22 protein-coding genes are annotated in these 22,604 nt (G+C 49.7%); 12 read left to right on the top strand and 10 right to left on the bottom strand.

The genetic code is table 11. The annotated features are described in order from the left end of the window. The first annotated feature begins 2 nt into the window (after positions 1-2). The 5 genes from ACJAZW_RS09405 to ACJAZW_RS09385 all read left to right on the top strand — a co-directional run bounded on the left by ACJAZW_RS09405 (position 3) and on the right by ACJAZW_RS09385 (position 4,065). Positions 3-488 (top strand): hypothetical protein, encoded by a 486-nt coding sequence (locus ACJAZW_RS09405; RefSeq protein ID WP_415157388.1) that lies wholly within the window; start codon positions 3-5, stop codon positions 486-488. Positions 489-500: 12 nt separating this feature from the next. Continuing rightward, on the top strand, positions 501-1,982 hold the full coding sequence (locus ACJAZW_RS09400; protein ID WP_415157386.1) for a M81 family metallopeptidase: 1,482 nt from the start codon (positions 501-503) through the stop codon (positions 1,980-1,982). A gap of 45 nt (positions 1,983-2,027) precedes the next feature. After that, positions 2,028-3,095 (top strand): D-TA family PLP-dependent enzyme, encoded by a 1,068-nt coding sequence (locus ACJAZW_RS09395; RefSeq protein ID WP_415157384.1) that lies wholly within the window; start codon positions 2,028-2,030, stop codon positions 3,093-3,095. 101 nt (positions 3,096-3,196) lie between these two features. Further along, the gene (locus ACJAZW_RS09390) at positions 3,197-3,583 is read left to right on the top strand and encodes a nuclear transport factor 2 family protein (protein ID WP_415157382.1); all 387 of its coding nucleotides are present in this window, start codon (positions 3,197-3,199) and stop codon (positions 3,581-3,583) included. A gap of 53 nt (positions 3,584-3,636) precedes the next feature. Continuing rightward, entirely contained in the window at positions 3,637-4,065 is a 429-nt protein-coding gene (locus tag ACJAZW_RS09385) for a hypothetical protein (protein WP_415157380.1), read from the top strand. A gap of 109 nt (positions 4,066-4,174) precedes the next feature. Here the strand turns inward: ACJAZW_RS09385 and ACJAZW_RS09380 are convergent, their stop codons facing one another. The 10 genes from ACJAZW_RS09380 to ACJAZW_RS09335 form a co-directional block, all read right to left on the bottom strand. Next, the gene (locus tag ACJAZW_RS09380) at positions 4,175-5,299 is read right to left on the bottom strand and encodes an ABC transporter ATP-binding protein (RefSeq protein ID WP_415157378.1); all 1,125 of its coding nucleotides are present in this window, start codon (positions 5,297-5,299) and stop codon (positions 4,175-4,177) included. A gap of 71 nt (positions 5,300-5,370) precedes the next feature. After that, positions 5,371-6,585 carry an ABC transporter substrate-binding protein gene (locus ACJAZW_RS09375; protein ID WP_415157376.1) on the bottom strand — a complete coding sequence of 405 codons (1,215 nt, stop codon included), beginning with the start codon at positions 6,583-6,585 and terminating at the stop codon, positions 5,371-5,373. Positions 6,586-6,626: 41 nt separating this feature from the next. After that, a complete protein-coding gene (locus ACJAZW_RS09370; RefSeq protein ID WP_415157374.1) occupies positions 6,627-7,469 on the bottom strand; it encodes a carbohydrate ABC transporter permease in 843 nt (280 codons plus the stop codon). Then, a complete protein-coding gene (locus ACJAZW_RS09365; protein ID WP_415157372.1) occupies positions 7,466-8,356 on the bottom strand; it encodes a carbohydrate ABC transporter permease in 891 nt (296 codons plus the stop codon). The genes ACJAZW_RS09370 and ACJAZW_RS09365 overlap by 4 nt, the downstream gene beginning before the upstream one ends. Beyond that, the gene (locus ACJAZW_RS09360) at positions 8,357-9,553 is read right to left on the bottom strand and encodes a Gfo/Idh/MocA family protein (RefSeq protein ID WP_415157404.1); all 1,197 of its coding nucleotides are present in this window, start codon (positions 9,551-9,553) and stop codon (positions 8,357-8,359) included. It abuts the gene before it with no gap. 177 nt (positions 9,554-9,730) lie between these two features. Beyond that, the gene (locus ACJAZW_RS09355) at positions 9,731-10,483 is read right to left on the bottom strand and encodes a copper homeostasis protein CutC (protein WP_415157370.1); all 753 of its coding nucleotides are present in this window, start codon (positions 10,481-10,483) and stop codon (positions 9,731-9,733) included. Continuing rightward, a complete protein-coding gene (locus ACJAZW_RS09350) occupies positions 10,480-11,400 on the bottom strand; it encodes an ROK family protein (RefSeq protein WP_415157368.1) in 921 nt (306 codons plus the stop codon). Before ACJAZW_RS09350 ends, ACJAZW_RS09355 begins: the two co-directional genes overlap by 4 nt. Next, positions 11,400-12,596: an N-acetylglucosamine-6-phosphate deacetylase gene (gene nagA, locus ACJAZW_RS09345; protein ID WP_415157366.1), complete on the bottom strand. Its 1,197-nt coding sequence runs from the start codon at positions 12,594-12,596 to the stop codon at positions 11,400-11,402. Before nagA ends, ACJAZW_RS09350 begins: the two co-directional genes overlap by 1 nt. Next, on the bottom strand, positions 12,596-13,390 hold the full coding sequence (locus tag ACJAZW_RS09340) for a GntR family transcriptional regulator (protein ID WP_415157364.1): 795 nt from the start codon (positions 13,388-13,390) through the stop codon (positions 12,596-12,598). The genes nagA and ACJAZW_RS09340 overlap by 1 nt, the downstream gene beginning before the upstream one ends. Before the next feature lie 237 nt (positions 13,391-13,627). Further along, positions 13,628-14,539, bottom strand: coding sequence for a carbohydrate kinase family protein (locus ACJAZW_RS09335; RefSeq protein ID WP_415157362.1), 912 nt, complete (start codon positions 14,537-14,539; stop codon positions 13,628-13,630). Between the two features lie 335 nt (positions 14,540-14,874). Here ACJAZW_RS09335 and ACJAZW_RS09330 point away from each other — a divergent pair, with 335 nt between their 5' ends. The 7 genes from ACJAZW_RS09330 to ACJAZW_RS09300 form a co-directional block, all read left to right on the top strand. Continuing rightward, on the top strand, positions 14,875-17,304 hold the full coding sequence (locus ACJAZW_RS09330) for a tetratricopeptide repeat protein (protein ID WP_415157360.1): 2,430 nt from the start codon (positions 14,875-14,877) through the stop codon (positions 17,302-17,304). After that, positions 17,301-18,074, top strand: a complete 774-nt coding sequence (gene rfbF / locus ACJAZW_RS09325; RefSeq protein WP_415157358.1) for a glucose-1-phosphate cytidylyltransferase — start codon at positions 17,301-17,303, stop codon at positions 18,072-18,074. Before ACJAZW_RS09330 ends, rfbF begins: the two co-directional genes overlap by 4 nt. 2 nt (positions 18,075-18,076) lie before the next feature. Further along, positions 18,077-19,144, top strand: coding sequence for a CDP-glucose 4,6-dehydratase (gene rfbG / locus ACJAZW_RS09320; protein ID WP_415157356.1), 1,068 nt, complete (start codon positions 18,077-18,079; stop codon positions 19,142-19,144). Next, on the top strand, positions 19,141-19,698 hold the full coding sequence (locus ACJAZW_RS09315) for a dTDP-4-dehydrorhamnose 3,5-epimerase family protein (protein ID WP_415157354.1): 558 nt from the start codon (positions 19,141-19,143) through the stop codon (positions 19,696-19,698). Before rfbG ends, ACJAZW_RS09315 begins: the two co-directional genes overlap by 4 nt. Next, positions 19,695-20,915, top strand: coding sequence for a methyltransferase domain-containing protein (locus ACJAZW_RS09310; protein WP_415157352.1), 1,221 nt, complete (start codon positions 19,695-19,697; stop codon positions 20,913-20,915). The genes ACJAZW_RS09315 and ACJAZW_RS09310 overlap by 4 nt, the downstream gene beginning before the upstream one ends. A 54-nt stretch (positions 20,916-20,969) precedes the next feature. After that, positions 20,970-22,106 (top strand): DegT/DnrJ/EryC1/StrS family aminotransferase, encoded by a 1,137-nt coding sequence (locus tag ACJAZW_RS09305; RefSeq protein ID WP_415157350.1) that lies wholly within the window; start codon positions 20,970-20,972, stop codon positions 22,104-22,106. Between the two features lies 1 nt (position 22,107). Next, a partial coding sequence (locus ACJAZW_RS09300) for a formyltransferase family protein (RefSeq protein ID WP_415157348.1) occupies positions 22,108-22,604 on the top strand: 497 nt, incomplete at its 3' end.

Below are 22,604 nucleotides of genomic sequence, written 5' to 3'. Positions count from 1 at the left end.
CCATGACATCACAATTTACAAATCCGTTTCCAGTTTCTGACCCAGATCGCCATGCGATTTGGGAAATGCTAGTTGCTCGCGATATCACCGCGTTCTTGGCCGCAGACTGGTCAATGGTAGAGAATGATTTCGCAGCTGATCGGTTTATGGGCGTACATGGCCACTTTAAAGCCAACCCGGACCATTGGCGTTTAGCCTTCCCATCATTAGCAGAATATGGCAAGGAATGGTTGCAACAAGCCGTTGATTTTCAAAAGGAAAGTTATGCCGACGACCCACGAACCGCTATTTTTACGGCAACCGTTCTGCGTGATATTGAGATCAATGGCGACCGGGCAATTGTGCACAAAAAGTTTGATGGTCACATCACAAAAACGGACGGCACCAAGGACGTATTGAATTGGCAGACTGTCTATTATTGTCATCGGATTGATGGCAGCTGGAAAATTGCCGGCTTTAATGGCTATTTACCGAACCCGATGGGTTAGGCCAAACCCATTATGACCAAACGCTTTTTCACAGCCGTTCTTGCCACAGAATCAAACACGTTTTCGCCCATTGCGATTGATCGGCGGGGCTTTGAGGCCTCTTTGTATGCGCGTCCGGGCGAGCACCCGGACACACCAACCCTTTGTTCTGCACCTTTGACAGAAGGACGCAAATGGGCGGCTCAACGCGGCTATGAATGGGTTGAGGGCACCGCTGCTTGGGCGGATCCAGCCGGCTTGATCAATCGGCAAGCTTATGAAAGTTTGCGCGACGAAATTTTGGACCAACTTCGAGATGCTTTGCCGGTGAACGGGGTTGTGCTTGGCCTGCATGGCGCAATGGTTGCAAATGGCTATGACGACCCTGAGGGCGATTTGCTGGCACGTATCCGCCAGATTGTGGGTCCTGATGTCATTATATGCTGCACCTTTGACCCCCATAGTCAGCTCACAGCAAAACGCGTTGAAGCGCTTGATTTCTTCCTGGCCTTTAAAGAATTCCCGCACATTGATTTTGTCGAAAGGGCGCAGGATTTGCTGCGCATTCTCGATGAAACGTTGGCGGGTAACGTGAAGCCGTCAGTGTCGGTATTTGATTGCAAGATGATTGATGTCTTCCCGACATCATTTGAGCCAATGCGCTCCTTTGTTGATGACATCATCGCCCTTGAAAATGCCGACACTGATGTGCTGTCCATATCGATCATTCATGGCTTTATGGCATCTGATGTGCCTGAAATGGGCAGCAAACTCGTCGTCGTGACCAACAACGACCGGGCTAAGGGTGACAAGCTGGCACGCGATTTGGGCATGCGCTTGTTTAATATGCGCGGCACAGTGATGCCGCCGCAAATGAGTGCAAAAGATGCAGTTGCCGAAGCGTTGGCGCACGACAGTGATAAGCCGGTGGTTATTACAGATGTCTGGGACAATCCGGGCGGCGGTACTGCGGGCGATGCGACCGTCATTTTGCAAGAAATAATTTCCAATAATGTGCAAAACGTAGCCGTTGGCACCATTTGGGACCCTATTGCGGTGCAGATTTGTTTCGCAGCGGGTGAAGGTGCCACCGTTCCCTTGCGGTTTGGTGCCAAATCTGCGCCGCACACGGGCAACCCGATCGATAAGACAGTGACCATCAAAAAGCTAGTGCCCAACGCAGAACAAAGATTCGGCGATAGTTTTGTGCCAATGGGTGACATCGCAACTATTGAGTTCGATGGCATTGAAGTCGTGCTAAATTCTACGCGGGCGCAGAGTTTTGATAAGTCACTTTTTGAAATAGCAGGCATTGATTATGCCGCCAAAGCCATTTTGTTGATCAAATCAACAAATCATTTCTATGATTCATTTGCGCCAGTCGCTGCAAAGATATTATATTGCTCCGCAGGACGGCCTTATCCAAACAACCCAGCGACAAACGCGTACACCAAAGCGCCAAAAAATATTTGGCCCATGATTGAAGATCCACACGGACTTTCAAACGCGGACTAGTTTGTTTGTATCGGTCAGATATTTTGCGACAGCACGGTAAGCACAATGACGAAAACTGGTTCTATTTTTTCCCTCACAACTCCTGCGGTTTTGATCGATGAAACAATTGTCGACAAGAATATTGCTCGGGTGCAAAAATATATGGACCAAACGGGCCTCAAAGCGCGACCACACATAAAAACCCACAAGATTCCTGAGTTTGCTAAAAAGCAGTTGGCTGCAGGTGCGGTTGGCATAACTTGCCAAAAAATCTCTGAAGCCGAAGTTTTTGCAGATGCCGGCATCCCCGATATTTTGCTGACCTTCAATATAATGGGCGACGAGAAACTCAAAGCGTTGAAGGCATTGCACGAGCGGATCAAGCTAAGTGTTGTTGCGGACAGCCGCGAAACAATTGATGGCTTGGCCAGTACAATTGATACAGGCAAGCCGCTTGATGTGATGGTGGAATGCGACACAGGCGGTCAACGCTGCGGCGTACAATCGCCGCGCGAAGCTTGTGACCTAGCACAGTATATTGCGGAGCAACCTAGTCTTAAGTTCGTTGGGCTGATGACCTATCCAATGCCAAACACAGAAGACAGTGTTGAGGCTTTTTTTGAACAAACTGCTGGCCTGTTAAAGCAAGCTGGCTTGGAATGCCCGATATTTTCAACAGGCGGTTCGCCTAGCCTATTCTCGGCAGAACGTTCAACCATTGCCAATGAATATCGCGCTGGCACCTACATCTATAATGACCGCTCGTTGGTACGTGCGGGCCATTGTGGGTTCGCTGATTGCGCCATGCATATTCTAACAACCGTCGTTTCACGCCCGACAGAAGACCGCGCCGTTTTGGATGCAGGCTCCAAGGCACTTACGTCTGACCTACTGGGTTTCACGGACTTTGGCTATGTGGTGGATTACCCTGAGGCCGTCATCACGGGCCTTTCGGAAGAGCATGCCGTCGTTGACCTGTCTGCGTGTACAAAAAAACCAAAAATTGGTGAGAAAATTCGCATCATTCCAAACCATACATGTGTGGTGTCAAATCTGATGAACCATGTCTATGTACACCGCGATGGCGAATTTGACAGAAGAATTGAAGTCGCCGCACGCGGTCGGGTTTGGTAGCGCCAAGAGCTATTGGCAACATCTTAACGATACCTGTCATATTCGCCACTGGCGCGATTGTGTAAATTGAACGAAGTTGGCGCCAACAAAGGAGCCAACTCATGAATAATCACCACGATTTGCTGGACGCTATCGCTACCTATCTTGACGCCATCTATTATTGCGACGTCGAAAAACTTGACGCCGTATTTCACTCAGCTTCGAGCCTGTTTGATGCTGACAACGGCAAGATTTTTGTCGATCCCATTGCAAGCTTTCACGCAGACGTTGCGTCACGCCCTTCACCTGCTAGTGTCAATCAAAAACGCAAAGAGCAAATCGTCACGATCGATTGGCTTTCCAACTTAAGCGTCACCGTTAAACTACGCCTTCAAGCACATGAGAACATCTTTGTGGATCACTTGGCGTTTGTGCTTGGTGAAGCCGGATGGCAGATCGTTTCAAAAGTCTGGCATTTAGAAGGCACGGCTGAGGTTGAATTCAATTGACCTCAGTGACGTATTGTTCTTTCTTTGTTCCAAGAAATAAATAGGGATTCGATATGAGCGAAATGACCTTTGAAGAGAGTGTAAATGCACAAGTCGCATTGCTGGAAAATGGCCGACCTTTAGACGCGTTTGATAAGTTTTTTGCTTTTGATGGTGTGATGTACGCGAACGATCAGATCTTTGCCAACAGTGCTGCGGAGGCGCGCGAAAAACAAGAACGCTACATCCTTGCGGCTACGTCAATTGACGGATGTATTGAAGACCTAAGAACAAATGCGCAATCTCAGATTTGCGTCTTCCGCAATAGATCCAGCTTCACAACAAGCAACGGCGCGATACATAAAATTGATGGCCTATGCTGGCAACTCTGGAGCAACGGCAAGGTCGTGGTCGAACGTTATTTTGAGGGCGCGAACATGGAACAACAATTGGCCGCAGGTATTCTGGACAAGCCTGAAAATCTAACGCCAATTGTGACCTAGCTTTTCGCAGCAATGGCCAAAGAATATCAGTGCGCAAATACAAAAGCCCCGTTCTGGAACGGGGCTTTTTCGGTCGGGGGAGGAACCGTTTAGTTCGCTTTGCGCCGTTTTAAACGACTTCTGGCAAGCCCAAATTTGACAGATCGACATTTCGCTCAAATGCATTGCCCTCCTCGTCAAAGAGATGGCAATCAGCAGCGTTCACGCCGATGCTGTATTCTGCATTTGCGCGAATTGGCGCCGTACCTTCTTGCACTGTGCAGAACACTTCTTCATCGTCAGGCAGGTTGGCATAGGTCACCGTGTGAATTCCCAACCGCTCAACCACATTTGCATGCAAGTTCAGCGTGATATCCGATTTTTCCAAGCGTGTATGCTCAGGGCGGATACCAAGCGTAAAGATTTTGCCCTTTGGCTCGCCACGTGGCGTTACGGGTATAGTGATCTCGCCAGCACCTCCAATTTTAACTTTTACGCCATTTTTGGTGCTGCCCGTGCATTCAACTTCGATGAAGTTCATTTTGGGATTGCCGATGAAGCCAGCCACGAAAAGATTGTCCGGCTTGTGATAGAGCTCAAGTGGTGTACCCACTTGAGCGATGAAGCCTGCATCCAACACAACGATGCGATCGGCCATAGTCATGGCTTCGATCTGGTCGTGGGTTACATAAATCATTGTTGCATCAAGATCGTGATGGAGCTTTGTCAGTTCCACCCGCATTGTCGCGCGCAGGGCCGCATCAAGGTTTGACAAAGGTTCGTCGAACAAGAACACACTTGGCTCGCGAACAATAGCACGGCCAATCGCCACCCTTTGTCGCTGACCACCAGACAATTCACCTGGCTTATGTTGCAAGCGATCATCAAGCTTTAGTATGCCTGATGCGATCATTACCTTTTTTTCGACTTCTTCATTTGAAAGTTTGTCAACGCGCAATGGAAACGCGATATTTTCATAAACTGTCATGTGCGGATATAGCGCGTAGGATTGAAACACCATCGCGATGCCGCGTTTCACTGGCGGTAGTGCGTTAACGATCCGGTCGTCAATATGCACGTCGCCTTCAGAGATTTCTTCAAGCCCAGCGATCATGCGCAGCAAAGTTGATTTGCCGCAGCCGGATGGCCCAACGAATACGATGAATTCACCATGTGTAACGTCCAATGAAACGCCTTTGATGACTTCTGCCGTACCGAAACGCTTCTTTACATTATCGAGCTTGAGTTGACCCACGGCCATTCTCCCAATTACTAGAATTCTTGAAGGGTGAGACCCAACCCAAAGGTCGGGTCTCACAGATTTGGTTATTTATATTCTTCGAGCGCTTCAGCAGCTTCAGCAACAGCGTCAGCAGCAGTAGCTTCACCCAAAACAACAGATTGAATTGCCTCGTTGATTACGTCTTGAAGACCAACATAATCAGTCACGAATGGCTCTGGACCACCTGTTGGGATTGTGTCAAGGAACGCAGACCAAGTTGGGTCTTCTGCTACCAAGTCAGCAACACCTGCAACGTTGCGTAGTGGTGTAAGGCCAGCAGCTTTTTCGAATGCAAACTGGTTTTCTGGGTTGGTTAGGAACTTAGCCAAATCAACCGCTTGTGCTTCAACACCGGTATTTGCAAACACTGCCAATGAGTCAGTGATCAACAATGTACCAGGGCCGCCGTTCGGACCCGCTGGAACGCCAGTTACACCGAAGTTGATGTCGGTTAGACGTGCACGTGCCCAAGGACCATCGATATACATACCGATGCGGCTTTCAACCATCAATGGTGTAAGTTTCGCACGGTCATAAGCAATAGGACCAGGCTGAGAAACTGAAGCCATTTTCACGCCGTAAAATTCAAGCGCTTCAACATTGTTTGGTGAGTTGAACACGATATCGCCGTCTGCATTGATCACTTCACCACCGTTTGTGTAAACGTAGTTCATGAATTGGTGCATGGTGTTATCGAATGACGCAGCAGCCAAACCGAAGCCGTCAGCGTCAGTTTTTTCTTTAATGGCAGCCGCAGCATTGTACATTTCGTCCCAAGTCTTTGGACCAGCTTCTGGATCTAGGCCAGCTGCTGCGAACAAGTCTTTGTTCCAGTAAAGCGCTTTGGTTGAGAACGCACGTGGTGCACCCCAAATTTTGCCATTTGCTGTAACTGTTCCAAGAACAGGTGCAGCATAAGATGCTTTTTCTTCATCAGTGTAATCAAGCGAAACAATCAAGCCATTGGCTGAAAGCTGCTTAAGTGTGCGTGAACCCATATATGCAAGCGCAGGTGGGTTACCGGCGGCAGCCAAAGTTGTGGCTTTATCTTGACACTGGCCCCAAGCAACGTACTCGAGGTTGATTTTGTAACCTGGGTTAGCCGCTTCCCACTCAGCCATGTGAGCTTCAGCGAAATCGCCACCCCAAGTATTGTCGCCACACTGGATCATGTGCAGGACTTTTTCTTGAGCGTATGATGCTCCGGTGGCTGCGCCCAATACGACCGCTGTGCCGAGCAAAATTTTTGCTAGTTTCATTTGTGAACTCCCTTTTTGTTGCCAAGATTGTAACATCCCTCCTACTCCTTCACCGCGCCTGCAGTTAGGCCAGCGATGATATAGCGCTGGAGGAAGATGTAGATGATCAGCACTGGCAAGATGCCGACCAAACTCGCAGCCATCAATTCGTTCCAAAGAACCGTTTGACGACCAAAGAACTGGTAAATGCCCACAGGTAGTGGGTGAAGATTGGTTGACGAGTTAAACGTCAACGCGAACAAGAATTGTTGGGCATAGGCTCCGATAAAGGTAGCGATTGCCACAACAACAATCCCGGGCATCGCGATTGGAATGATCACCCGGCGCAAGATATATATACGCGATGCGCCATCAACCCATGCAGCCTCTTCAAGTTCGCGCGGAATTTTCATCAAATATGAGCGCAGCAACCAAATGCCTGTCGGGATCAAGAAGGCAGCACCCGGAACAATCATTGCCCAATATGTGTTCAACCATCCAAATGCGTTCATTAGTTTGAACAAGGGGATAATCAAAACCGCACCACCAACCATGTTGATCGCAAGGAATGCACCAAGCAGTGCGTCGCGCCCTTTGAACGTGAAGCGGGCGAATGCCCATGCCGCAGGAATAACCGCGACCAGTGCAATCACAGTCACCGCTGTGGCAATAAAGAAACTGTTGAAAATGTAGACGTGCAGCATAGGTACGCTTTTCCACATCGTGAAATAAGCATCAAAGCTCATATTTTCAGTGATGATTTTGTACGGTACCGAGTTGATCTTGTTCAACGGCCGCAGCGAAACCAAAAAGGCCTCGAGAAACGGCGCGAGTGTAAAGGTCAGGAACACCGCAATTCCAGCATAAATCCCGACTTTTTCCCACCATTTGTACTTATTGATCATTTGCCTAGGCTCCGTTTTGCAAAGCGCGAAATCATGTAAAAGTAGAATCCGGCAAATGAGGATAAGAAGATCACAATCATTACGGCGCGGGCAGAGCCCTCACCATATTTGAAACGCGATATTGCGGTTTTATAGGTGTCGATAATCATCGTCGTTGTGGCGTCGCGTGGCCCACCTTCTGTCAAAATCCAAATGATATCAAAAGAGTTGAATGTCCAGATTGCAGACAATAGACCCATCGTAGCGACCGCTGGCATGATCAACGGTAGGGTGATGCGGCGGAAACGGTACATCCGGCTTGCCCCATCAACCCACGCCGCTTCATGCAAGTCGGTGGAGATCGACTGCATGGCTGCCAACAAGTAAATCGTGACCAAAGGTGTTCCCACCCAAACGTCGGTGACAATGGTCGAATAGAATGCTGCATCTCGTGTCGCAAGGAATTCAAATGGTTCCGCCAAAATCCCAAGATTTTGCGCCACACCTGAAATCATGCCGAATTGACCATTATACATCCAGCGCCACATAAATACGCCAATTGCAATCGGGACAATCCAAGGCGGCATGACGAGCAAACGGAAGAAGCCACGGCCCATCACCGCTGAGTTTAAAAGCATTGCGCCTGCAACACCCACGACCATTTTAAAGGTCACAGATAGCGCCATCCAATAGAATGTTCGCGCAACCACTTGTGGAAATTTCTTTGCGAAAATCTTCTCGTAATTGTCAAGCCCGACAAAATTGGTGACTGGTTTCAATGAGGAATCTGTAAAGGACAGCCAAAATGTCTGTGTCAGCGGCCAAGCAACGATGAGCAACGTGATAAGCAACGCCGGCACCAGAAGCAGATAAGGAAATATGTTTGGGCGTCCCCCAAGTGATTGCATTTATGCAACCTCCCCATTACGCAGGTTAAAATTGTCGAACCGCGCCCACATGGATGTGAGGTCAATGACCTGGCGCGATTGACGGGCTTCATCAAGTTTGATTGCTGTAAGGCCAGCAGCCAACCCGTCTAAGATGGACACCGGCAATGACGCGCCTTCGCGCAGATGCGCAAAGATGTCTGCAATCATTTGTTCGTCAGCACCGTAGTGAACGGAAAGGCCCGAACTTTGGTAGCTCTTGTCTTCAAGGGTTTCGCACGATTTTGCATCCGTCAACTTGAAGAAGTTGCGGATGAAATCGCCCTCTGCCATGCCCTTGGAACCAATGACTGCAAAACGACGGAATTCGTCCGGCACATTCATGTTGGTATGGAAACAAAGACTTGCGCCACCTTCATATTCAATGATCGCAGTTTGATAGTCGATCAGATCACCGTCACCGCTAAACACTTTGTCTGAACCCATCCAGCCAGAGGGCTTGGATTGGTAAATTTCGATATCGTTTTCGGTTTCGCGAGCTGGCACGAAACTTTTGCGTCCGCCAAAGCTGGCGACACGGATCGGGCGTGTACCCACTAAACCGTTGTAAAGATCGAGATCATGACAGCATTTTTCGAGCATAAAGCCGCCCGAATATTTTGAATGACGACGCCAGTCGCGCATAAAGAAACCGCCATGATAAGGAGCGATATGCTCTGACGCTTCAATCGATGCGATATCGCCAAGTACACCTTGGTCACGTGCTTTAATAAGATCGCGATAAAGCGGCGCGTAACGCAACACCAAACCGATCATCAACTGATCGGTGTTGCCGCCGTTTTTGGCCAACAAATCAAGCAACTCAAACGTTTGCTCCTGGGTTGTGACCACCGGTTTTTCCGTGAACGTTTTCACACCAGATTCAAGTGCAATTCGGATATGTTCAAGGTGCATATGATTGGGGGAACCGATCATCAAGAGATCCAGATCACCCTCAGCAATCATTTGCTCTATGCTGTCGAACTGGCGACCAGGATCAAATGGCTTGAGCGTGGTCGCATCGATATTTAGACCGACAACGCCTTCGCCTTTTACCAGCGGTAGTCCAGCAGGTGACGGATCGACATAGCCGACGAATTCGATATCTTTTTGAGTTTGTCCAATGACTTGAGCCAAATAGCCCAATCGGTAGCCAAGACCAATTATTCCGATTTTAATCAAAGCGCTGACCTCCCATCACACACAATGTAATTTATTTTCTCATATTGGGTGAATAATTCGGATAGGTCAACGGAAATGCCGTATATCAAGCGCAAATCGTGAAATTTATTTTCATTTTGTGCGCTAGAAGAAGACGAATTCAGATATTTTGGTTCGATTTGAACGTGCGGGGCTCTAAACATACGCCAACTCCGTCTGAATAGAATCGGCGACATTTCGCATATCAGAGACGAATGCGACTTGGGTCTGGCGCGTGCCCAGTTCGGATGTAAATGCCATCGCCTCAACTTTTCCCGAAGATGAGCGCTGCCAATCCGCGCATGAGGCGTGGAAATCCTTAACGTTGGTCGCAGCCAAAATTTGTTCCAAATTCGTTGAACTAATGCCAGAGCCAGGCATGATTTCAATCCGTCCATTGGCACCCTTGACCATTTGAGCGATCAATTCGATGCCTTCAAGAGCCGTCAACGCACCGCCTGAGGTTAGAATACGATCCATGCGAAGATTTATTGCTTGTTCGAGAGCCGCGACCGGGTCCGGCGTGAGATCAATCACACGATGAAGCGTGCATTCCATTCCATTTGCCGCGCTGCGCAAAGCCGACAAGACGTCTAAATCAAGCGTATCATCAGCTTTGGCAGCACCCAGCACGACGCCAGCAAGACCCGTTTTTTTTGCGGTGGCTATATCGGCGCACATCAAATCAATTTCGGTTTGCGCATAACAAAAGTCTCCGCCGCGTGGCCGGATCATGGCGTGAATTGGAATGTCATAATTTTGCGCTGCGCGCATAAAACCGTAGCTAGGGGTCAAACCGCCTTCGCTCAGTGCCGCACACAGTTCAATCCGGTCCGCGCCACCTGCAACTGCAGCTTCAAGCGAAGCCAAACTATCTACACAAATTTCAAGTGTGATCCGATGCATCATGCGCCCCCTCTTAAAGTAGGGCTGTCTAGGAGTGCGGCACCAACTAGACCTGCATTTCGCGCGAATTTGGCCGGCATGATCAATGCCTGCCCATTTGAGAAAAGGGTGCGTTTGCGCACCTTAAAGTCCAACAACGAAATGAGCTCAGCAGCGTTTGATAACCCGCCACCAACCGGCACAATTTCTGGGCCCAAAAGATTGACGATCATGGACAATGGTCCGGCCAACATTTCTGACCACACATCGATGGTTTTAGCAGCAACTGAATTACCAGCATGCCATGCGGCAACGATTGCTTCACAATTGAGAACTTCGTCGCTCAGCGCTTGATGAATTCTCTCAATGCCACGCGCACCACCGACTGTATCCAAACATCCTGCCTGGCCACAGCCGCATTCAAAATACCCAAGCGGTGACACTAATCCATTGGCCGTTGGATCAACAACCGGGCCATGTCCCCATTCTCCGGCGGCACCGTTTTCGCCGACAATAATGTTGCCATCCACCACGATGCCACCACCAACACCAGTGCCCAACACAATTGCAAAAACGTTCATCGCGGTTTTTGCGATGCCTAGCCGCGCCTCTGCGAGCGCCAGACAATCAGCGTCATTGGCGACCACTGCGGGAAGGCCGATTTTCTTGGTTAGTTCTTGCGCAATATCCGTTGCGTCGATGGCTGGAATGTTTGCGACCCGAACTTTTCGTGTCTTTGGATGCACAACGCCTGTCAGCGATATAGCAATTGATTGATGGCGGTTATTGCCATGCTCACGAATAAGCATGTCGATTGCGTCGACAAACTGGCTTAACGAATGGGTTGGCGTTGCAACAGATGCGATCACCGGCACATCGCCGTCCGCCTCTGGCATGCCGAACCGAATATTTGTGCCACCAATGTCGAAGCAAAAAGGCATTAGCTGTTTACCCCTTCACCCTTGATCCAGGTGCGCGTTACCTTATCGCTCGCTTGATCAATAAGTGCAAAATCTGCATCATAGCCCGCGCCAATTTTGCCAATTTGGTGATCCAAGCGCAAGTAACGCGCTGGGTAGAGCGATGCCATCCGCAATGCTTCGCCAAACTCAACACCGAGCTCATCCCGAGTCAAACGCACTGCTTCCATCATGTTGAGGTCCGAGCCCGCCAGCTGTCCCTCACGTGTGGCAAGACGACCGTTTTCAGCAAAAATTTCTGTGCCATAAAGATTGAAGCTTTTTTTGTCGGACCCAACCGTTGCCATTGCATCGGTAACCAACATGATATGGTCGGTGGCTTTTAGCTCAACAACCGTGCGGGCCGTAGCATGATGCAAATGATGGCCATCTACAATCAGCCCGCAATAAATGTTCTTGCGTTCATAGGCTGCGCCAATCAGTCCAGGTTCACGGTTCAGCATCGGCGGCATTGCATTGTAAAGGTGAGTAACCCCTGATATGCCAGCAACAAAACCTGCGCTTGCCTGGGCATATGTTGCGCTGGTGTGGCCAGCACAAACGCGAACTCCAGCTTCATTGAGTGCTGCAATAAACTCAGGCGGCACAACTTCTGGCGCGAGGGTGACAATTGTGGTGCCTAACCCATCTTGAGTGAATAATTCTAGCGCACCTTCATCCACCGCGCGCACATATTGTTGTGCATGCACGCCGCGCCGCTCCATGGAAAAATATGGTCCTTCAAAATGTATGCCACGTACCCCAGGCAAGTTTTGGGCAATTGCTTGGCGTGCAGTTGCGGCAGCAGCTTGCATGCGCTCAAAACTATCGGTGATAAATGTGGGCAGCATTGTTGTGGTGCCAAATTTACGATGACCATTAGCGATTGTTGCCAGCGCTTGGACAGACTGCTCATCATTGAACATCACACCGCCGCCGCCGTTGACTTGCACATCAACAAAACCAGGCACGAGCAGTTTGCCGCCCAAATCTTCGGTTTCGTATCCTTGTTGCTCCGAACCAGCATCATCAATGATCGCTGAAACTTTACCCGCCTTAATGACCACCGCTTTGCCTTCAACGAAATCTGTCCCGTCAAATATGCAAGCATTGCGCAGCAATATGGGGCACTCAGACGCCCCGTCACCATCAATAATTGGATTGCTCTTAGTTTCCATCAGCGGTCCACTTTCATCTCAACAATGAAGTCGTACGCGTCACCGCGAAAGTGGGTACAGACATATTCAATCGGCTCGCCGGTCGGCAAAAAGCTCTGTTGCTCAACAAACAAGCACGGGGAACCTAAAGGGACTTGAAGAATTTGCGCTTCCTCCACAGCCATCATCTGCGCGCGAACACGTTGTACGCCGCGCACGGGGCAAACCCCCTGCTGCTCCAGATAGGTATAAAGGGATTGAGACAAATCAATATTGGCGGGCAAGATGCGCGTTGGCAGACATGCAAATTCAACACAAACCGGCTTTTCGTCAGCAAAGCGCACCCGGTGAATATGCGTAACGAGTTCTCCAGGCGTCAATTCCAGCATATCCATTTCTAATGGTGTGGGTTCACGCGAAGACTTGCTCAATATTTTGAAACGGGTCACATGGCCTTTTGTGGCTGCGTCTGAACTGAAGCCCTTTGATAGCGACAGGGTTGCGGCATATCGATCCGCGACAAATGTTCCGCAATCGCTGCTTTCGCGCAATACACCTTCGCCAACCATTTTGCTGAGGGCTTTTCTCACGGTCTGAGGCGGCATGCCGAATGCTCGAGACAATTCGTTTTCGGGTGGCAGCTCATCACCATGCCCCAACACGCCATTTTCAATCGCGTGCCGCACGGCAGATTGTAGTTTTTTGTTTCGCGGCGATAGTTTGTAATTTCCGTTTTCAGCCAAAGGCAGAATTGAGGAAATCAGATCGCGCATCCGATCAACATTTGTTTCGCCGCCCATCGCACCATTTTGCATCCGACAGGCCTCCCTTGGCTCTAAATAAAACCAATAAGATACCATTTTGCAACCAAAAAATTACCAATCCACCTAGACTCGAAGGCTGTTTCTTGATGAAAAGTGATCAACCTTTTGAAAACACATTGTTTTTCGCATAGCCATACAACTGCAAAAACTTGCATGATCATGCCCAATTGCATGAGATTGTCTGGGGATCGGCATCATTGTGGGGAGAAATCTCGCGCGGTTTAGCGATTAATCGACAAACACGCCGTAAAGTCGGGGTGAAGTGGTAACGGCAATTCTGGCGACCGTAAGCCCAGATTCGATTGCCATTTGCAAACCTTCGCCAGCCATTAGCGAATTCAGAAATCCTGCATTGAAAATATCGCCAAATCCAACCGTGTCGCCACCCTCGATCTTTTCGCAAGTGGCAGTCGCTGTTTTGCCTTGGTTTACGGCGTCAACCCGTTCCAAGCCGCGCAGCACGACCAAGATTTGGTGGCTTGCCAAAGTTGATGCAAGGGCTGTTTGCGCCTCGTCCGTGTCTGTTTTATGCATGATGATACGCAAATCGTCTTCAAGGACGATAACCACATCAGATGCCCGCGCCCAGTTTCGATAAACTGAAATCGTATCCTCGTTCCAACCCTCCGGAGGGCGTCCATAATCCAAGACGGTTGTCCAACCCATTGTGGAAAGCATGGTCAGCAATTGTGACATGCCCGCTGTTATGCTTGGCATCAGGTTTGCACCGGTCAGCAAGGCAAATGAGGACCTTGACGTTGCAGGCGGAATTGCATCGAGCATGGCGTCGACCGTCGCAGCGTTTAAGTGTCCTTGTGAAGTGAGAAACACCCGTCCTTTGTCGTGCAGGATGCTGACAGAAACCGATGTATTTGCTGGCACCACTGTCCAAGACGTTGTGCTGGGCTGAAATTCGCCCTTCAGCCATTTGCCCAGCTCGTCATTTCCAATTGCTGCAATTAGTCGATGTTCAACACTCAGACCGGCGAGCGCCAGCGCCGTATTGCCTGCAGCGCCACCGGCCCGCAGGTTAGAAGTCGACATTATGGTTTCGCTCTCAAACTCAGGCCATTCTGACAATGTGCCTAAGATCAGTTCTAAGTTTACATTACCTAGAACCAACAATGGTGGTGTCGCCATTTTACCCTCAAACCCTCGACTCGATGTGCAGGCTATTGTTTCAGACGAACTTGTCAAAGGGATTATCGACCAAGCGTTCAATTTTTTAAAAAAAATGCCGGATTTAGCGAGCAATTTGCTCATTTGACGGCATTCCTAAACTCCTTTTGACGTCAGCAGCTTCAAAAAGCCAGTTAGATTTTGCGCGCGGCGGCTCGATATTTTGTTTGTACTGTGTCATTTTTTTGGCACCAGGGTCGATCCTCAGCGAGGTGCGCACGGCGTAGCAAATCTTCAAACCAATGCTACCATGCACGAGCAAACACTGATTCTTTATGAGATTGCGGAGAATGGGCATGAACAGAGCGCTAAGACGGCAGCAAAAAAAACTTGCCCAAAAAGGCGTTCATGTGGGCAGTGCGGATTTCATTCAACTGCTACAACAAGGGCTGCAATTTCACAAATCTGGCAATTTGGTGACTGCTGAACAGCATTATCAAAAAGCGCTGGCGATGCAGCCTGACCATCCGGATGCGAACAATTTGATGGGCACGCTGGCGCACCAAGCGGACCGGAACGACTTGGCATTGCCGTATCTGGATAAAGCAATCGCCGCCAATCCTCACAACGCCAACTATCACAATATGAAGGGCTTGATACTCAAGGCACTCGGCAAGCCTGCGGAATCTGAAACTTCCTACCGCCTAGCAATCCAAATTGATCCCCAGTTTGCCGCCGCATATAATGGGCTTGGGTTGTTGTTTAAGGATTTGGACAATTTGGATGAGGCTCTTGCATTCACCAAAAAGGCGATTGAGCTGCAACCCAATTTTCTCGAGGCATTCAACAATCTCGGCAATATCTATGAAGCCCAAGGCGCGTTCACTGACGCGATTGAAGCGTATGAAAAAGCGCTGACGATCAACCCAAACTTCCCGCCTGCGCTCTACAATTATGCCCGTGCCCTGCAGCAAGCGGGCGACACAAATCGCGCAATCCAAATCTATATCAAGGTCTTGAAAGCGCAGCCCGATTTTGCTGAAGCGTTAAGCAATTATGGACTAGCGCTTCGAGAAGCAGACCGGGCAGACGAAGCCATAGCGCCGCTGCAACGGGCGGTTGAATTGCAACCAAAGTCTGCAGAGCACTATTACAATTTGGGGCTCAGTTTGGTCAGCGTAGGACACACCGCAGAGGCGATTGATTGTTTTGAAGGCGCAACAACGATCAAGCCAGATTATGCGCACGCCTACAATGATCACGGCAATGCACTTTTGGCGATGGGACGCGCAAAGGATGCAATACCTCTTTTCCAGAAAGCCTTGGAACTGGCACCAAATTCTTCGGGCATGCACAACAATTTGGGCGGGGCATTGGTTCGCTCAGGAAGGCTTGAGGAAGCGAAGAACAGCTTTAAAGCTGCACTCAAACTGAAACCAGAATTTGCACAAGCACTCAATAATATGGGCAACCTTCATCAAGAACTTGGCGAATTCAAGCAAGCGCATGACAGTTTTGGAAAAGCCCTTTTAGCCGACCCATTATATTCTGAAGCATTCAGCAACATGCTATTTTCGATGAACTACGACCCATCCAAGTCCGGGGAGGAAATATTTGAGTACTATCGCGCCTATGAAAAGCAATTTGCCGAACCACACAAGGGCAATATCCTACCACACCGCAATGAGCCAGACCCGACGCGGCGGCTCAAGATTGGTTATGTGGCACCAACGTTTTACAAACATGCGGTTGGCTTTCACTTAATGCCGCTATTTGATCTGAATAACCGCAAAGACTTTGAAGTTGTTGCATATGCTGAACTGTCAAAATCTGACAGTTACACGGAGCTTTATCGTGCCAATTGCGATCATTTTGTGTTAACCGCTGGCATGACCGACGAGGCGTTGGCGGACCGAATAAGAGCGGACGAAATCGACATCATCGTCGATATTGCCGGTCACGCAAATAATAGCAAGTTAGGCGTATTCGCGCGAAAACCAGCCCCTGTCTCTCTGCATTGGCTGGACTTTGGATATACAACGGGCCTAAGCGCGATCGACTACTACCTCGGAGATCACAATGTAACACCCAAAGGACAAGACCATTTGTTTGGTGAAGGTGAAGTTTGGCGATTGGACGGTCCATCTGTTGTTTACCGGCCCGGAGACAAAATGGGCGGGGTTGGCGCTCTGCCCGCAAAAAGCAACGGTTTTGTTACCTTTTGTACGCTGTCGCGTTCCGTGCGTTTAAACAGCAAAACCATTCGTGTTTGGGCTGAGATTTTAAAACGCGTGCCAAATTCCAAGTTGCGCGCCGACAGCCGAAATTTTGACGATGCAGGCATGTGCGAGCAATTGGCGAACCGGTTTGCAGAGTTTGGCATAGGTCGTGATCGACTGATTATGGGCTTTAACAGCCCACCGTGGGACGTATTGCGAGAAATCGATATCGCGCTTGATTGTTTCCCGCATAATTCAGGCACAACCCTTTTTGAGCACCTGTATATGGGAAATCCTTTTGTAACCCTTTACAACCGCGCAAGTGTTGGCACACTAGGTGGCGCAATCCTCCGGGGCGGTGGTTTTGGTGATTGGGTTGCCCAAAATGAGGAAGAATATATCGATATCGCTGTCGATCTAGCCAGCGATATCGATGCGTTGGCAGAAACGCGGCGAACAATGCGCGACAAAATGCAAGCAAGTCCGTTGATGGACGAGCGTGCGTTTGTTGACCGGGTCGAGGGCGCTTATCGGCAGATGTGGCAAAAGTGGTGTAGTTCTCAATGAAAGCCGTCATTCTTGCCGGTGGGTTAGGCACACGCATTTCTGAAGAAACGCATTTGCGCCCAAAACCCATGATTGAAATTGGCGGAATGCCCTTGTTGTGGCACATCATGAAGATATATTCTGCGCACGGAATCAACGACTTCATCGTGTGCTGTGGCTATAAGGGCTATGTCATTAAAGAATATTTCGCGAATTATTTTTTGCACAAATCTGACGTTACTTTCGATATCGCCAACAACAAAATGCACGTGCACGAGCGCCACGCCGAGCCTTGGCGCGTAACCTTAGTCGATACAGGACTGGAAACGCTGACTGGCGGACGCCTAAAACGGGTTTATGAACACATCAAAGACGAAGATTCGTTTTGCTTTACCTATGGCGATGGGCTGGCGGACGTAAATATGAGCGAACTCGTTGAATTCCATCGCACGCACGGCAAACTGGCAACGGTAACCGCTGTCGCCCCGCCCGGTCGCTATGGCGCATTGCAACGCGAAGGTGACAAAGTCATCGGTTTTAACGAAAAGCCGCGAGGCGACGGCGCTTTAATCAATGGCGGTTATTTCGTTTTGTCGCCAAAAAGTTTGGAATTGATCAACGGCGATCACACGTCTTGGGAAGAATACTCGCTAAACAAACTCGCAGAAGAAGGCGAACTTTTTTCCTACCACCACAAGGGGTTCTGGCAGCCAATGGATACGCTAAGGGAAAAGAACCAGTTGGAAAAATTGTGGCAGACAGGCTATGCGCCTTGGAAAATTTGGGACTAGCCATGCAGGCAATAAATCCAAATGTAGAATTTTGGGCGGGCAAGCGCGTGATGATTACCGGCCATACCGGGTTTAAAGGTGCTTGGCTCAGCCTTTGGCTGGACCGAATGGGCGCTCGCGTTGGCGGATTAAGCCTTGCTCCATCAACCGAGCCAAATCTATTCACACTCGCCAATATTCAAGGCGACGTTGCCCATTGTGTTTGTGATATTCGCGACGCCAAAGCTACCGCTATGGCGGTGGCGGATTTTAAGCCCGAAATCATATTTCATCTTGCTGCGCAAGCTCTCGTGCGCCCAAGCTATGATGACCCGTTGGCTACATTCTCCACCAATGTAATGGGTACCGCGCATGTGCTTGATGCCATTCGACGCACCCATTCTGTGACGACGTGCGTCGTCGCAACCACCGATAAAGTTTACCGCAATCACGAGCAGGGTCGGCCATATGTCGAGCATGACCCTTTGGGCGGACACGACCCCTATAGTGCCAGCAAAGCTGCGGCTGAAATGATTGTGGAAAGCTATAAACAAAGCTTTTTGGCCGAACACGGCGTTGGCTTAGCCGCCGCGCGCGCAGGCAATGCGATTGGTGGTGGAGACTGGTCGGCAGAACGGCTATTTCCTGACGCTGTGAAAGCCTGGAGCCAGGGCAGACAGCTCCATGTTCGTCGACCAGACGCTGTGCGCCCGTGGCAACATGTGTTGGAACCACTTTCGGGATATATCAAATTGGCGGAAGCGATTTGGGACAATCCCAAAATGGCATCGCCTTTCAATTTTGGCCCAAACAGCGAAGGTGCGCTCACTGTCCGCTCGATTATAGAACAAGCGCAAGCAGCCTTTGGGATTGGCGATGTCGAATTCGCGTCAAATATTTCCGGGCCACACGAAGCCGGCCTTTTGTCACTCGATAACACCAAGGCTAAACATGAATTGGGGCTTAGCCCTCGGTGGTCCACAAGCGCCGCGATTGGCACCACCATGAATTGGTATCGCCACTTTTATGATGGCGCGGATGCGCGCAGTCTATGTTACGCAGATATCGAGAGTTTTGAGGCCGCGGCATGAAATTCCAAACCAACGATACGCCGCTTGACGGTTTGAAATTGCTCACGCGTCCTCAAACAAAAGACGCCCGAGGGCAGTTTTCGCGCCTATTCTGCAAGGATCAGCTTGGCGAATTGGGCTGGCCAAACGGTGTGGCGCAGAGCAATCTTTCTGTAAGCCACGATGTTGGCACCGTGCGTGGCTTGCACTTTCAGCACAAACCACATTCAGAAGCAAAGCTTGTCACCTGCATCGGCGGCGGCGTGTTTGATGTTGCGGTAGATTTGCGGGCGGGTTCGTCAAATTTTGGCAAGTGGTATGGGGTGGAACTGAACGCAGACAATTTGTTTAGTCTCTTGATACCGGTCGGGTTTGCGCACGGGTTTCAGGCACTGCAGCCAAATTCGACCATGATCTACTTCCATTCAACAGCGTACAACAGTGCAGCTGAAAGTGGCGTGCGTTGGGACGATAAAGACTTAGCCATTGGTTGGCCAATACCAGTCAAAAACATATCGGCGCGCGATATGTCGCTGCCGCCACTGGCAGCGCTTGGCGCAGGTATTCAACTATGAAGTGTCGACATTGCGGTTCACCACTTTGTTTGCCGTTTGTCGACTTGGGATTTGCCCCGCCCAGCAATGCGTATTTGACTGTAGATCAATTGGAACAACCTGAACTGACATTTCCGCTTAAGGTCATGGTGTGCGAACAATGCTGGCTCGTTCAAACAAAGGATTATGCCCAAGCGGATGATTTGTTCGACAAGGACTATGCCTATTTTTCGTCAACGTCGAAAAGCTGGCTAGAGCATGCAGAATTGTTCTGTGAAATGGCAATTGGACGGTTTGGTTTAACTACCAACAGCCACGTAATCGAGATTGCGTCAAACGATGGTTATTTGCTGCGGAATTTCGTGGCGGCAAGCATTGCCTGTTTGGGCATTGAACCGACGCAGAGCACTTCTGAAGCCGCGGCGAAATTGGGCATTCCCCAATGCCAAGCTTTTTTTGGGCAACAATTAGCGCAGCAATTGAAACATGATGGCAAATCGGCGGACTTAATTGTCGCCAACAATGTGCTGGCACATGTTCCAGACATCAATGATTTTTGCCAAGGCGTTGCAACAATATTAAAGCCGCAGGGTGTTGTAAGTTTTGAGTTCCCTCACCTCCTCAACCTGATCGAGCAAAAGCAGTTTGATACGATCTATCACGAGCATTTCAGTTATTTATCCCTCGGGACTGTGCAAGCCATTTTGGCTGAGCAAGGGTTAGAGGTGTTTGACGTAGAAGCACTGACGACGCATGGCGGCAGTTTGCGCATTTTTGCGGCGCACAAAGGAGCGCAAAGCATCTCGGCAAGCGTCGAATTGTTGCAGGCAAAGGAAAATACATTTGGTTTGTTCCGACGCGAGACATATTTGGGGTTTCAAACCGAAATAGAGCAGATCAAAAATGATTTCCTCGCATTTTTGCTTGAGGCCAAATCCAAAGGGCAGTCAGTTGCGGCATATGGTGCTGCAGCGAAGGGGAACACGCTTTTAAATTTTGCGGGCGTCCGGCCTGACCTTGTTTCCTATGTGGTGGATGCGGCCCCATCCAAGCAAGGCAAGTTCTTGCCCGGTAGTCATATCCCGATATTGCCACCTAGCGCATTGCGTGAAGCACCGCCAGACGTTTTGATCATCCTACCTTGGAATATCGCAGACGAAATCGCGACGCAGAACCAACCGCTGCGCGCGCACGGCACACAATTGGCCGTAGTGATGCCTGAAATCAAATTGGTTTAAGCAACAAACTGGCGATAAACTGATCTACGAATCAGCGCTCGCGAAAGGTGATGCATGGCAGATATACCCGTTTTTAAACCTCTTATCGGGCCGGACGAAATTGCCGCAGCAGTGCAAAGCCTAGAAATGGGCTGGTTGGGCATGGGTTCATATGTTGCTGAATTTGAACAGCATGTGGCGAGTGTAATAAACGCACCAGACCGTCACGTGGCCGCAGTGAGCACCGGCACCGCAGCCTTGCACATTGCATTGCTCGTTGCAGGCGTCGGGCCGGGTGACGAAGTTATTGTTTCAGCCTTCAACTGCTCAGCGGATTATCAAGCCATCAGCTGGGTTGGTGCTGACATTGTTTTTTGTGACTGTGACGATGACACGCTTGAACTCGACATTGTGAAAGCTGAAAGCCTTGTCAGCGAAAACACCAAAGCCATCATCATCATGGATTATGACTGCATAATTTCGGACTACGATCAGGTCGAGATTTTTGCCAACAAGCATAATCTGCGAGTCATTCACGATGCATGCCATTCATTCGGCTCCTCATGGAACGGCAAAATGATAGGGTCTTACTCAGACATTTGCGTTTTCAGTTTCGACCCGGTGAAAACAATCACCTGCCTTGATGGCGGCGGGGTTGTGGTGCGTTCAGCGGAAGAACTCAAATATGTGCACGAACTGCGTTTACTCGGCATGCAGCAGCCTGCCGATGTAATGTATCAAAACAAACGTGCATGGACTTTTGATGTTGAGCGCGTTGGCTTTCGATACCACATGCTTAACTTGCATGCCGCCATTGGCGTCGCCCAAATCAAGAAATTGAAAGACATCCGTTCAAGCCGCCAGAACGCATCAAAACACTATTCAGATCGGCTAAGGGCTGTGCCGCAAGTGCGTACACCAAACGCCAGTTTTGAGGAAGTAAACCCCTTCCTCTATTACATCCGCGTTGCAAAGGACGACCGCGACGAATTGCGCGATTACTTAAAAGAGCGCAGCATTGACACAGGCATCCATTGGCAGCCCGGCCATTGGTTCAGTCTGTGGAAGGATTGTCGCAAATGCGATCTCTCTGTCACGGACACGGTAGGTGATGAAATCCTTTCGTTGCCTTTGCACTCGATGATGGAAATGGAAACCGTGAACCGCGTGTGTGATGCGGTCGCAGAGTTCTTTTCAAACGGGAAATCCTAAAGTGGACAAACCAAGCGTCATCTTTATGGGCTCCAAACCCGCCTCGGTAGTTGCCCTTCGGCATATCGTTGCACGTGGTTGGGACGTAAAAGCGGTTTGCGTTTCTGGCACTGTTTCTCACCCTTGGTACCCAGGGCCAAACCTTCGCGAGGTCGCACTAGAGCTAGGGCTGCCGATCTACAAGCAAAGAGATATGCCAGAAACTGGCACAGTAGATGTTGTCATCTCCTATATGTTTCGCCATCTGGTAAAACCGCACATTGCTCAACGTGCCACCAATGGAGCTATAAATTTCCATGCGGCGCCCCTGCCTGAATATGGTGGCTGGGGCACATATAATTTGGCAATATTGGAAAGCAAAACTGAATTTGGTTGCACCTGTCATCACCTGGGTGAAGGTTTTGATGATGGGCCGCTGGTCAAAGTGCGGCGCTTTCCGATCGAGCCCGAAAAACTTACAGGATTTGACCTTGAGGCCTTGGCGCAGGCCGAAATGCT

Source organism: Maritalea sp. (assembly GCF_047634455.1).
Lineage (GTDB): Bacteria > Pseudomonadota > Alphaproteobacteria > Rhizobiales > Devosiaceae > Maritalea.
This window is presented reverse-complemented; position numbering and strand designations above follow the sequence as displayed.

Excerpts from the sequence above, each read along its gene's own strand:
- ACJAZW_RS09405 (WP_415157388.1), top strand. The coding sequence starts at position 3 with ATGACATCACAATTTACAAATCCGTTTCCAGTTTCTGACCCAGATCGC.
- ACJAZW_RS09400 (WP_415157386.1), top strand. The coding sequence starts at position 501 with ATGACCAAACGCTTTTTCACAGCCGTTCTTGCCACAGAATCAAACACG.
- ACJAZW_RS09395 (WP_415157384.1), top strand. The coding sequence starts at position 2,028 with ATGACGAAAACTGGTTCTATTTTTTCCCTCACAACTCCTGCGGTTTTG.
- ACJAZW_RS09390 (WP_415157382.1), top strand. The coding sequence starts at position 3,197 with ATGAATAATCACCACGATTTGCTGGACGCTATCGCTACCTATCTTGAC.
- ACJAZW_RS09385 (WP_415157380.1), top strand. The coding sequence starts at position 3,637 with ATGAGCGAAATGACCTTTGAAGAGAGTGTAAATGCACAAGTCGCATTG.
- ACJAZW_RS09375 (WP_415157376.1), bottom strand. The coding sequence starts at position 6,585 with ATGAAACTAGCAAAAATTTTGCTCGGCACAGCGGTCGTATTGGGCGCA.
- ACJAZW_RS09370 (WP_415157374.1), bottom strand. The coding sequence starts at position 7,469 with ATGATCAATAAGTACAAATGGTGGGAAAAAGTCGGGATTTATGCTGGA.
- ACJAZW_RS09365 (WP_415157372.1), bottom strand. The coding sequence starts at position 8,356 with ATGCAATCACTTGGGGGACGCCCAAACATATTTCCTTATCTGCTTCTG.
- ACJAZW_RS09355 (WP_415157370.1), bottom strand. The coding sequence starts at position 10,483 with ATGATGCATCGGATCACACTTGAAATTTGTGTAGATAGTTTGGCTTCG.
- ACJAZW_RS09350 (WP_415157368.1), bottom strand. The coding sequence starts at position 11,400 with ATGCCTTTTTGCTTCGACATTGGTGGCACAAATATTCGGTTCGGCATG.
- nagA (WP_415157366.1), bottom strand. The coding sequence starts at position 12,596 with ATGGAAACTAAGAGCAATCCAATTATTGATGGTGACGGGGCGTCTGAG.
- ACJAZW_RS09340 (WP_415157364.1), bottom strand. The coding sequence starts at position 13,390 with ATGCAAAATGGTGCGATGGGCGGCGAAACAAATGTTGATCGGATGCGC.
- ACJAZW_RS09335 (WP_415157362.1), bottom strand. The coding sequence starts at position 14,539 with ATGGCGACACCACCATTGTTGGTTCTAGGTAATGTAAACTTAGAACTG.
- ACJAZW_RS09330 (WP_415157360.1), top strand. The coding sequence starts at position 14,875 with ATGAACAGAGCGCTAAGACGGCAGCAAAAAAAACTTGCCCAAAAAGGC.
- rfbF (WP_415157358.1), top strand. The coding sequence starts at position 17,301 with ATGAAAGCCGTCATTCTTGCCGGTGGGTTAGGCACACGCATTTCTGAA.
- rfbG (WP_415157356.1), top strand. The coding sequence starts at position 18,077 with ATGCAGGCAATAAATCCAAATGTAGAATTTTGGGCGGGCAAGCGCGTG.
- ACJAZW_RS09315 (WP_415157354.1), top strand. The coding sequence starts at position 19,141 with ATGAAATTCCAAACCAACGATACGCCGCTTGACGGTTTGAAATTGCTC.
- ACJAZW_RS09310 (WP_415157352.1), top strand. The coding sequence starts at position 19,695 with ATGAAGTGTCGACATTGCGGTTCACCACTTTGTTTGCCGTTTGTCGAC.
- ACJAZW_RS09305 (WP_415157350.1), top strand. The coding sequence starts at position 20,970 with ATGGCAGATATACCCGTTTTTAAACCTCTTATCGGGCCGGACGAAATT.